5 protein-coding genes are annotated in these 4,696 nt (G+C 31.6%); 1 reads left to right on the top strand and 4 read right to left on the bottom strand.

Annotation, left to right across the window (positions count from 1 at the left end; all coding sequences use genetic code 11):
* Positions 1 to 116 precede the first annotated feature (116 nt).
* The 3 genes from ACVC2P_RS06740 to ACVC2P_RS06730 form a co-directional block, all read right to left on the bottom strand.
* Positions 117 to 1,277, bottom strand: a complete 1,161-nt coding sequence (locus tag ACVC2P_RS06740) for an iron-containing alcohol dehydrogenase (protein ID WP_452597711.1) — start codon at positions 1,275 to 1,277, stop codon at positions 117 to 119.
* A 209-nt stretch (positions 1,278 to 1,486) separates the two neighbouring features.
* Positions 1,487 to 2,080, bottom strand: coding sequence for a hypothetical protein (locus ACVC2P_RS06735; RefSeq protein ID WP_452597710.1), 594 nt, complete (start codon positions 2,078 to 2,080; stop codon positions 1,487 to 1,489).
* On the bottom strand, positions 2,080 to 2,649 hold the full coding sequence (locus tag ACVC2P_RS06730; RefSeq protein ID WP_452597709.1) for a YceI family protein: 570 nt from the start codon (positions 2,647 to 2,649) through the stop codon (positions 2,080 to 2,082). The genes ACVC2P_RS06735 and ACVC2P_RS06730 overlap by 1 nt, the downstream gene beginning before the upstream one ends.
* A 129-nt stretch (positions 2,650 to 2,778) precedes the next feature.
* Between ACVC2P_RS06730 and ACVC2P_RS06725 the strand changes: the two genes are divergently transcribed.
* Complete coding sequence (locus tag ACVC2P_RS06725; protein ID WP_452597708.1) at positions 2,779 to 3,654, top strand: winged helix-turn-helix domain-containing protein; 876 nt, start codon at positions 2,779 to 2,781, stop codon at positions 3,652 to 3,654.
* Positions 3,655 to 3,664: 10 nt separating this feature from the next.
* On the opposite strand, the gene ACVC2P_RS06720 is transcribed toward ACVC2P_RS06725, so the two are convergent.
* A partial coding sequence (locus tag ACVC2P_RS06720) for a hypothetical protein (protein WP_452597707.1) occupies positions 3,665 to 4,696 on the bottom strand: 1,032 nt, incomplete at its 5' end.

Here is a 4,696-nt window from a genome sequence, read left to right as displayed (position 1 = left end):
CATAATACTATTTAACGTGCTTTATTAGGCATAATTGCCTTACACATATAAAAATTATAAATAGTTTAAAATTATTGTTCAAGGCTTTATTAATAATTGGGTATTTTACTATGTGTTTAATAAGCCATTTTTACAATTGCTTCTACATTGTCTGGTGTTAAGGATTTATGTTCACCAATACCTGACCAACCACGTTCTGTAAAACGTTTTGAGATTTTTTCGGCAGTTCCTTCATATTGAGAAGTGTATTCAGATAATTTAGTATCTATACCTAAGGAGTTGAAAAAGGCTTCTGTTTTTTCTATAGCAATATGTGCTATAGTTTCAGTATTTCCTTCAGTAATATTCCAAACACGTGTTCCGTATTGTGCTAGTTTTTCTTTTTTAGTTTCAAAATTAAACTTGTAATGGCTAGGCGCTATTACAGCCAATGTTCTCGCATGGTCTATACCAAATAACGCAGTTAATTCATGACCTATACCATGTATGGCCCAATCTGTAGGGACACCTTTTTGTATTAATCCGTTTAAAGCCATTGTACAACACCACATAAAGTTTGATGTTGCTTCATGATTAGTTGGATCTTCTAAAACTACTGGTGCTATTTCTATTAAAGTCTGTAAAATACTTTCTGCAAAACGATCTTGGAGTTTTGCTCCAATAGGGTAGGTCATGTATTGTTCTAAAACATGTGTAAAAGCATCAGTAATACCATTGGCTAGTTGTCTTTTTGGTATAGAAACTACTACTTGTGGATCTAAAATAGAAAAGGTTGGGAATAGTCCAGAGCCTCCCATTCCTAATTTTTCTTTTGTTTCTGCGTTGGTGATAACGGCTCCCGAATTCATTTCCGATCCAGTAGCTGGAAGTGTTAAAACGGTACCAAATGGCATACCTTTAGTTGTGCGGATTCCGTTTTTAAGTATATCCCAAGGTGTATCTCCTTTATATAATGCTGCTGAGGCTAAAAACTTGGTGCCATCTATTACAGAGCCACCACCAACAGCTAATAAAAATGTTATATTTTCTTCTTTAATAATTTTTAAGGCTTGCATTAAAATGGAGTATTCTGGGTTAGGAGGGATGCCACCAAACTCTAATATTTCTGTATTTTTTAATGCTGCTTTTACTTGATTGTAAATTCCATTTTGTTTAATGCTTCCGCCTCCATAGAGCAACAACACTTTAGCATTTGTAGGTATTTCTTGTGCAACTTTTTTTATAGTGTCCTTACCAAATATAATTTTGGTAGGGTTTACATATTCAAAATTATTCATAATGTTTAATTATTTTGTACCTTAAAGAGTTTTAAGGTTTAGTAATTAAACAAATTTAAGAAACCTTAAGACTACTACTATTAAAGGTGGGTTTAATTAACTTTTTATTTAGAATAAATTACAAATAGAGGAGTGGTTTGTTATTTAATATAATGTATAAGCTTAGAGTTGTTTTGTTAAAAAGAAACTCTAAGCTTTTATGTTTTTGTTTAATAACAGGTGTTTTCTTTAAATTTTATCGTTTTAAAACGTTGCCATATATTATGATTAAACGCCTGTGGTGATAGCTTAAAAATAATATCTGATGTGTTTGAAACCTTACAATAGCGATAGGTTACTTGTATGTTAAAAGTAATAATTGTTTTAGTATGAAACGAATCGTAAATTTTAGCTTTCCCTACATAAAGTGGTGATTTATCTAAAGTTTCTGTTTCTATAAATAGAATATTACTGTCTGGAACTTTAAACGTTTTATCTTTGTTAACAACGCCCATGAGTCCATTATAATAATGTTTTAAATTGGTTTCTAATGTTTCCACTGTTGGCTTTATTTCACCTTTTACGTGCCATGTAAATAGATAAGACCAAAATTCGGGATGTGTTTTATCGCTCCAATGTTTCGCAAAACGGAGATCTTCAAAGCCTTGATATTTAATTTCTGGAGCAAACCTTATAGGAAAAGGAATAACCTCTTCTAACCAAGTGGTATCTGCTATAAGTACACTTTGTTTTATTTCGTCTTGTTGTGCGTTACTTTGTAAAGCACATATTAGTAATGCGATAGATGCAATTATATGTTTCATTACTTTAAGTTTAAAGTTGCTTCAAAACCGATAGCATCAGATATAGCGTTATCTTTTATATCGCTATTATAGTTTATTCCCCAACGGGTTCTGTCTATTTTAAAGCGTGTTGTCATTTGTTCTTTTTCGAAATCGACTTCTGCATTAAAATTTATAGGTTTTGTTATGCCTTTAATAGTTAAATTGGCAAATACCTTCATAGTAGTTGCTGTGTGGTAGTTTACACTTGTAATTACTAGTTTAGCTTCTTTATAGTTTGCAACATCAAAAAAATCGGGATCTTTTAAATGCTTAACAAGACCATCTTTTGCCTTTTGAGATTCTAAATCATTACATATTATAGAAGTCATATCTATAATAAACTCACCTCCTGTAATAACATCTCCTAATTTTAGAAAATAACCTTCTTTAAAACTAATAGTGCCATCGTGTCCGCCAAAATAAAAAGTATATTCACCAAACCATTTTAATTGACTTGTAGCGGCATTAATATTTAAAGGTTGTTCTTGTGCTGTACTAAATGATAGTGAGCAAATTGTAATAATAAATAATAGAATACGTGATTTCATGTCTGTTTGTTTTATGATTAATTCTGATGGTAAAACTATTGGTAGCACTCGCAAAAAGTGTCAAAAAAGTGTAAAAGAAGTGTCAACGGTTGTAAAATGTCATGAAATTGCATGTTATTTGCATAAACTATGAGTAAGAAAAAAACATATATTTATATCGTACTGCTTTTATTAGTTATAGCAGCTGCTTTATTTTTTAAATCGAAAAAAGAGCAGGAGACATTTAACGATCGTGCTAAAATTGCAATTAGAGAAATAGGGAATCAATTATTGTTATCTAATAAAGATTCTACTTCATTAATTTTACCTGTAATAGAGAATAAAAAGAGTACTTACCTATTATCTTTTGAAAATGAACTGTCTTTTGAGCCTCATAATTTGGTAACTATTGTAGATAGTGTATTTACTAAAACCGATTTGTCCAAACATTATCGTGTGTCTGTATTGCAGTGTTTTGAGCAATTAGTAGGTTATAGTTATGAAATGAGTATTCTTGAAGAAAATACAATTATACCTTGCTCTGGACGCTATTTACCTAAAGGTTGTTATACTATTGAAATAAAATTTACTAAACGAGATCAGCTTTTTTTTAAGACGCAAATAATATTATACATTATTGGTTTTGTGTGTTTACTATTATTATTAGATGTTTTTATATCAAAAAAGAAAAAACAGCAAACAAAAGAAGCAATAGAAACTCTTGATGCAACGTATACACGAGTAGGACGTTTTCGTTTTTATCCTGAACAAAATAAATTGGTTAAAGAGACCGAAGAAATTAGTTTATCTAAAAAAGAATGTGAACTTTTAGAGATACTTGTGGCTAATCCAAATCAGATTATAAAGCGTGATGAGTTTAATAAGAAGGTTTGGGAAGATAATGGTGTTTTTGTTGGTAGAAGTTTAGATACTTATATTTCTAAATTACGTAAAAAACTGCAAGACGATGATGCTATTAAAATTACTAATATTCATGGTGTTGGTTATAAATTTGAAATAGAGTAAGTTTATACTATTACCAATTTTTCCGTTCGTCTGCTTTAAAAGCACCACGTTTGTGTAGTATCCATTGCGCTTCGTCTAGTGGCGACACTCCTTTATAATCTCTTATTTTTTCTGTAGTAGTGGTTGTTTTTTCATACCCATCTAAATTTAATTTTAAACGTCCCTTACCTGAGGTTGTTGCAGAGAATTTAATACCGTAATCCATAGCTTGTTCTACAGGAACTCTTCCTGTTAAAGTAAAATGATTTCCGTTAAATTCTGGAGCATCAATTTGAGCATTCATTTTATTTAAATCGCTAGAAATAGCACCCAATGTGTCTTGATGTGCTTTTATTTGAAAGGCATACATAGGTTCTAACAAATCGGTATCTGCTAGTTCTAAGCCACGTAGTATTCCCATAGGGGTCGCTAGCAGAAAATCTCCTGGATTAGAATGTATGTTATGTTCAGATCCTTCTATTAAAGTGATTTTTACATCGGTAACTTCCCATCCTTTAATGCCTTGACGTAATGCCCATGGCACTGCTCGTTTAACTTCGTTCTGGTATTTTACAGAAATGTCTGTAGTACGCACTTTGGAGTTAAATTGTACACCGCTTCCTTGGTCTCCGGGTTCTATTAAAAAGGTCATTATAGCCCAGCATGGTTTTGGCATCCAATAGCGCACATATCCTTCTGCAGCTTGCTTAGGTGTTTCTTTATATATTACTTTAGGTTTTAAAAAGTGTGCAGCAATATTAAAACGCTGTAATAAGCTGTCTTTAAGTACTTCTGTTTGAATAGGGCCTAGTATTCGTAAATGAAACTCACGATCTTCTTTATACCATTTAAAGTCTAGTTGAGGGTCTTCTATATTTAATAAGTCTAAAGCCTCTCCAAGTTTTTGGTAATCTTTATCATTATCGGCGATAGCTTGTACACTTAATACTGGTTGTGTAATTGTAGTATAGGTATTAGTATAAGTAGTTTCACCTAAAACGTCTCCAGCTAAAATAACATCTGAAGTTGTTATAACGCCAATATCTCCAGGATATAATTCTCC

Source organism: Pontimicrobium sp. MEBiC01747 (assembly GCF_053601635.1).
The sequence above is the reverse complement of the archived record's forward strand: the minus strand, read 5'-3'. Positions and strand labels throughout refer to the sequence as shown.